This window comes from Streptomyces recifensis (genome assembly GCF_002154615.1).
In the GTDB taxonomy this organism is placed as follows: domain Bacteria; phylum Actinomycetota; class Actinomycetes; order Streptomycetales; family Streptomycetaceae; genus Streptomyces; species Streptomyces griseoluteus.
Genome location: NZ_MUNH01000416.1, coordinates 1 through 5,575, shown reverse-complemented (window position 1 = coordinate 5,575; position 5,575 = coordinate 1). Strand labels below are relative to the sequence as shown.

The window sequence follows — 5,575 nt, the reverse complement described above, 5'->3', positions numbered from 1 at the left end:
CCGCTTCACTCGGGCGACCCGCATCGCCCGCCCCCCCCCCCGGAACCCCACCGGGGCGCGGCCGCATGGGGGCTTCACGCCCGAATGCGCCCCGCGACGGCGCACCCTGCCGCTGCACAGGGGCCACCGGCGAGCCCGTGTCCCCGCCAGGGGCCGCGGGGTTGTCGCCTCACGCCCCCACGGCGCCCTCGACCGCGAACAACTGCCGCTCCACATGGTCCAGCGCCAGCCGCAGCGCGCCCGTGGCCACCACCGCCTCGCCCAGCAGGGACAGCGCCACGGCCGGGGGCCGCAGACAGTAGCGGGCCAGTTCGCGGCGGAGCGGGTCGAGAACCCCGTCCAGGCCGGCCGCCCAGCCGCCGACCACCACCAGCTCCGGATCGAGCGCCAGCACCAGCGCGGCCACGTCGTGCACCAGCCGCTGGATGAAGCGTTCCACCGCCGCCAGCGCCGAGCCGTCGCCCTCCCGCGCCAGCGCGAAGACCTCGGTGACCGCCTGCTCGTCCAGCGGCGGCAGCGGCTCGTCCGTGGTGGACAGCAGGGCCTCCGGAGTCGCCTCCCGGCCCAGCAGATGCAGCGCGCCGATCTCCCCGGCCGCCCCGCCGTGCCCCCGGTGCAGCCGGCCGCCGATCAGCGAGCCCGCGCCCGGGCTCAGCCCGGCCAGCACGAACACCACGTCGTCGGTGTCCTTCGCCGCGCCCTGCCAGTGCTCGGCCACGGCGGCCACGTTGGCGTCGTTCTCCACCAGCACCGGGCACCGGAAGGAGCGGCTGAGCCGCTCGCCCAGGTGGAGCCCGGTCCACTGGGGCAGCGCGGTGCCCAGGCGAACCGTTCCGTCGGCCTCCACGATGCCCGGAGTGCCGACGCCCACCGCGCGCAGCGAGCCCCGCGGGACGCCGGTGCGGCGCAGCAGCTCGGCGACCGTGCCGCGCAGCCGCTCCAGCCGCTCGTCGGCCGGCGCCTTCTCGTCGACGTCGCGGGTCTGCGTGCCCAGCACCCGCCCGTCCAGGTCGGAGACGACCGCGACCACCCGGTGCGCGCCGATCTCCAGCCCCAGCAGATGCCCCGCCTCGGCCCGGAACCGGAACCGGCGCGCGGGCCGCCCCTGACGGCGGGCGGTACCCTCCTCGGCCGCCCGCTCCACCACCAGACCCGCCTCGGCCAGGCCCTCCACGACCCCCTCGACGGTCGGCCGGGACAGCCCGGTGGCCCGGGTGATCTCCGTGAGCGTCGCGCAGTCGGTGTCGCGCAGCGCGCGCAGCACCACCGCGGAGTTGATCCTCCGCAGCAGCGAGGGATCGCCACCGGTCAACTGCCCCACGGTCCGTCCTCCCAGCTCGCGGGCGTGTGTGGGGCGGATCGTACTCGGCCCCGACCACCCCGGCGAGGGCCGGGCGGTCACCGGGGCGCGACGAAGCCCGACTCGTAGGCGGCGATCACCGCCTGGGTGCGGTCGCGCGCACCCAACTTGGCGAGCACGGCGCTCACATGCGACTTCACCGTCTCCGCCCCGACGACCAGTCCGGCGGCTATCTCCGCGTTGGTCAGCCCGCGCGCCATCAGCCGCAGCACCTCCGCCTCGCGCTCGGTCAGCCGCGCCTTCGCCAGCGCTTCGGCGTCCGCCCGGCCCGCGCCGTACCGGGCCGCCAACTGCCGTACCGACACCGGGAACAGCAGCGAGTCGCCCGCCGCGACCAGCCGTACCGCGTGCACGATCTCCTCCGGGCGGGACCGCTTCAGCAGGAACCCGTCCGCACCCGCGCGCAGCGCCTCGTAGACGTACTCGTCGTTCGTCGGAGACCTCGCCTCCGGAGCCGTCGGCTACCTGCCCGACCGGGCGGGCCAACTCGCCCTGCACAGTGCCCCCGAGGGCCCGCTCGGCCCCTGGACGGGGCTCGCGGTCACCGCACTGTGGGCGGGGGCGGCACTGGGCGCGGGCGCCTGGTGCGTGCGGCTGCGGGACGCCTGACGCGCCTGACGCGCCGCCAATTGTCAGTGGCGGAGGCTTTACTGGAGCGCATGGACGTCGTCGCACGGCACCTCGCCGCCATCGACCGGCTCCGCACGCGGGACCTCCCGGCGGGCGGGGCCGGTCACCACACCGTGGAACTGGGGACCGGCCATGGGCCGAGACCCGCCGCGGACGACGTCCACGCCCTGCGCGAGGCGATAGCCCAGCACCTGGGCGCCCGCTGGGGCGAGGCACCCCCCTGGGGCCAGCTCACCCTCCGCCTGCGCCTCGCCCGCGGCGAGGAGATACCCGAGCCCTGGGCCACGCTCTGCCTGCGCACCGACGAACTCGACGTCTGGCAGGCGGAGGAGGTGTGGCTCGCCGTCGGCGTGGCCGACCGGGACGAGGCCCACGAGACACGCCTCCTCGCCACGGTGACCCGTACGGCCCCACCCTAGTCTCCGGCCGCCTCCCGCAGCCGGGCGAACTCCTCCGCCATGCCCGCAGCCGTCCAGTGAGCGTTCAGGCCGCTCGGATTGGGCAGCACCCAGACGCGGGTGTCGCCGAACGTGCGGTCCTGCGGGCCCACTCGGGCCTTGCGGTCGCCGAAGGCCGCCCGGTACGCGGTCACGCCGACCACGGCCAGCCAGCGCGGCGCGTACCGCTCCACCTTGGCGGCCAGCACCCGGCCGCCCTCGACGTACTCCTCGGGCGACAGCTCGTCCGCGCGGGCCGACGCCCTGGCCACCACGTTGGTGATGCCGAGGCCGTAGGAGAGCAGCTCACGCTCCTCGGCGGGCTTCAGCCGGCGCGGGGTGAAGCCGGAGCGGTGCAGCACCGGCCAGAAGCGGTTGCCGGGACGCGCGAAGTGGTGGCCGGTGGCCGCCGACATCAGGCCCGGGTTGATGCCGCAGAACAGGACATGGAGGCCGTCCGCGATCACGTCGGGCACGAGACGGTCGCGGGCGGCCTCCAGTTCCGCCTGGGTCAGGGGGCTCAGAGGATCGCTCCGGGCGTGTAACCGGCCGCCTCCGGGCGCTGCTTGGCGATCTCCTCGATCCGGCCCACGACCACGCCGACCTGGTCGGCGGCCGCACCGGTGAAGGACAGCTTGTCGGCCATCAGCGCGGCCAGCTGCTCGCGGTCCAGCGGCAGTCGGTCGTCGGCGGCGAGCTTGTCCAGCAGGTCGTTGCGCTCGGCGCCCTGCTCGCGCATGGCGAGGGCGGTGGCCACCGCGTTCTCCTTGATCGCCTCGTGCGCGACCTCGCGGCCCACGCCCGCGCGCACCGCGCCCATCAGCACCTTGGTGGTGGCCAGGAACGGCAGGTAGCGGTCCAGCTCGCGGGCGACGACGGCCGGGAAGGCGCCGAACTCGTCCAGCACCGTCAGGAATGTCTCCAGTAGGCCGTCCAGCGCGAAGAACGCGTCCGGCAGCGCGACCCGGCGCACCACCGAGCAGGACACGTCGCCCTCGTTCCACTGGTCGCCCGCCAGCTCGCCGGTCATCGAGGCGTAACCGCGCAGGATCACCATCAGGCCGTTGACGCGCTCGCAGGAGCGGGTGTTCATCTTGTGCGGCATCGCGGACGAGCCGACCTGGCCCGGCTTGAAGCCCTCGGTGACCAGCTCGTGCCCGGCCATCAGCCGGACCGTCTTGGCCAGCGAGGACGGCGCCGCCGCCAGCTGCACCAGCGCGGTGACGACCTCGTAGTCCAGCGAGCGGGGGTAGACCTGCCCGACCGAGGTGAACGCCTGGCCGAAGCCCAGGTGATGGGCGATGCGCCGCTCCAGCTCGGCCAGCTTGGCCGCGTCCCCGCCCAGCAGGTCCAGCATGTCCTGCGCGGTGCCGACCGGGCCCTTGATGCCGCGCAGCGGGTAGCGGCCCAGCAGCTCCTCGACCCGGCCGTAGGCCACCAGCAGCTCGTCGGCGGCGGTGGCGAAGCGCTTGCCCAGGGTGGTGGCCTGTGCGGCCACGTTGTGCGACCGCCCGGCCATGACCAGCTCGGCGTACTCGCCGGACAGCCTGCCGAGGCGGGCCAGCACGGCCACCGTGCGGTCGCGGACCAGTTCCAGCGAGAGCCGGATCTGGAGCTGCTCGACGTTCTCGGTGAGGTCGCGCGAGGTCATGCCCTTGTGGACGTGCTCGTGCCCGGCGAGGTCGTTGAACTCCTCGATCCGCGCCTTCACGTCGTGCCGGGTGACCTTCTCGCGCTCGGCGATGGAGGCCAGGTCCACGGTGTCCAGGACGCGCTCGTAGTCGGCGATCGCCTCGTCCGGCACCTCGATGCCCAGGTCCTTCTGGGCGCGCAGCACGGCGAGCCAGAGCTGCCGCTCCAGCCTCACCTTCTGCTCGGGCGACCAGAGCGTGGCGAGCTCGGCGGAGGCGTACCGTCCGGCGAGGACGTTGGGGATGCGGGGCTTGGCGGGCGCTGAAGTCACGTGTACGGATTGTACTGGCGATTCGTGCAGGCCAGCGCCATGGGGTGGCTCGGAGGAAGCTACAAGGCGCGCGGAGCGGGCACCGGAGCCGGATTCCCTACTCTTGCGGTATGCGCATGCGTCCTACGTTGAGCTGGACCCCGAGCGGCGAACTGCCGCCGGGCATCACCGACCCGGAGCCGGTCGCCGAGGCGCTGGGCGCGGGCGGGGTGCTCGTACTCAGCGGGGCGGGCATCTCGACCGAGTCCGGCATCCCCGACTACCGGGGCGAGGGCGGCAGCCTGAGCCGGCACACCCCGATGACCTACCAGGACTTCACCGGCGGGGCCCCGGCCCGGCGCCGGTACTGGGCCCGCAGCCACCTCGGCTGGCGCACCTTCGGCCGGGCCCGCCCCAACGCCGGGCACCGGGCGGTGGCCGCGTTCGGGCGGCACGGCCTGCTCTCCGGCGTCATCACCCAGAACGTCGACGGCCTGCACCAGGCGGCCGGGAGCGAGGCTGTCGTGGAACTCCACGGCAGCCTGGACCGGGTCGTCTGCCTCTCCTGCGGCGACGTCAGCGCCCGCCGGGTACTCGCCGAGCGGCTGGAGGAGGCGAATCCGGGGTTCGACCCGGTGGCCGCAGGCATCAACCCGGACGGCGACGCCGACCTCACCGACGACCAGGTCGGGGACTTCCGTGTGGTGCCCTGCGCGGTCTGCGGCGGCATCCTCAAGCCGGACGTGGTCTTCTTCGGCGAGGCCGTCCCGCCGGCCCGGGTCGCGCACTGCCGCGCCCTGGTCCGCGAGGCGGCCACGCTGCTGGTCCTCGGCTCCTCGCTGACGGTGATGTCCGGCCTCCGCTTCGTCCGCCAGGCGGCCGAGGCAGGCAAGCCGGTGCTCATCGTGAACCTGGCCCCCACCCGAGGTGACGTCCACGCCCGCGCGCGGGTCGCCCTCCCCCTGGGGCCGGCCCTCACCACCGTCGCCGGCCGGCTCGGGGTGTCCCTGGAGGGTGACGACTCCCGCGTCGGATGACCGGTGCTACGCCGGGCCCTCCTGCGCCAGCTCGTACGGGAGCAGGTCCGGGCGCTTGGCCGGGAGACCGTCGCCGGAGGAGCGGCCGGTGAGGCGGCGGGCTATCCAGGGGAGCAGGTACTGGCGGGTGAAACGGACGTCCGCGACCCGGCGGGCCCGCCAGCCGGGT

The 5,575-nt window shown here is 74.7% G+C and carries 5 protein-coding genes and 3 pseudogenes; 3 read left to right on the top strand and 5 right to left on the bottom strand.

The window, feature by feature from the left end; translation table 11 throughout:
* Nucleotides 1-169 precede the first annotated feature (169 nt).
* On the bottom strand, nucleotides 170-1,321 hold the full coding sequence (locus CCN33_RS21255; protein ID WP_086695149.1) for an ROK family transcriptional regulator: 1,152 nt from the start codon (nucleotides 1,319-1,321) through the stop codon (nucleotides 170-172).
* A 77-nt stretch (nucleotides 1,322-1,398) separates the two neighbouring features.
* Nucleotides 1,399-1,791 (bottom strand): annotated as a pseudogene (locus CCN33_RS21250) (response regulator transcription factor); the annotation flags it as partial.
* On the opposite strand from CCN33_RS21250, the pseudogene CCN33_RS33175 reads away from it, so the two are divergent.
* Both CCN33_RS33175 and CCN33_RS21240 read left to right on the top strand, forming a co-directional pair.
* Nucleotides 1,784-1,969, top strand: a pseudogene (locus CCN33_RS33175) (ABC transporter permease); the annotation flags it as partial. The pseudogenes CCN33_RS21250 and CCN33_RS33175 overlap by 8 nt on opposite strands.
* 50 nt (nucleotides 1,970-2,019) lie before the next feature.
* Nucleotides 2,020-2,409: a hypothetical protein gene (locus CCN33_RS21240; RefSeq protein ID WP_086695148.1), complete on the top strand. Its 390-nt coding sequence runs from the start codon at nucleotides 2,020-2,022 to the stop codon at nucleotides 2,407-2,409.
* On the opposite strand, the gene mug is transcribed toward CCN33_RS21240, so the two are convergent.
* Nucleotides 2,406-2,903 (bottom strand): G/U mismatch-specific DNA glycosylase, encoded by a 498-nt coding sequence (gene mug / locus CCN33_RS21235; RefSeq protein ID WP_425275861.1) that lies wholly within the window; start codon nucleotides 2,901-2,903, stop codon nucleotides 2,406-2,408. The genes CCN33_RS21240 and mug overlap by 4 nt on opposite strands.
* Before the next feature lie 44 nt (nucleotides 2,904-2,947).
* Nucleotides 2,948-4,390 carry an adenylosuccinate lyase gene (purB, locus tag CCN33_RS21230; RefSeq protein WP_086695147.1) on the bottom strand — a complete coding sequence of 481 codons (1,443 nt, stop codon included), beginning with the start codon at nucleotides 4,388-4,390 and terminating at the stop codon, nucleotides 2,948-2,950.
* 110 nt (nucleotides 4,391-4,500) lie between these two features.
* Between purB and CCN33_RS21225 the strand changes: the two genes are divergently transcribed.
* Nucleotides 4,501-5,406, top strand: a complete 906-nt coding sequence (locus CCN33_RS21225; protein WP_086695146.1) for an NAD-dependent protein deacetylase — start codon at nucleotides 4,501-4,503, stop codon at nucleotides 5,404-5,406.
* Nucleotides 5,407-5,412: 6 nt separating this feature from the next.
* On the opposite strand, the pseudogene CCN33_RS33170 reads toward CCN33_RS21225, so the two are convergent.
* A pseudogene (locus CCN33_RS33170) lies at nucleotides 5,413-5,575 on the bottom strand (SGNH/GDSL hydrolase family protein); the annotation flags it as partial.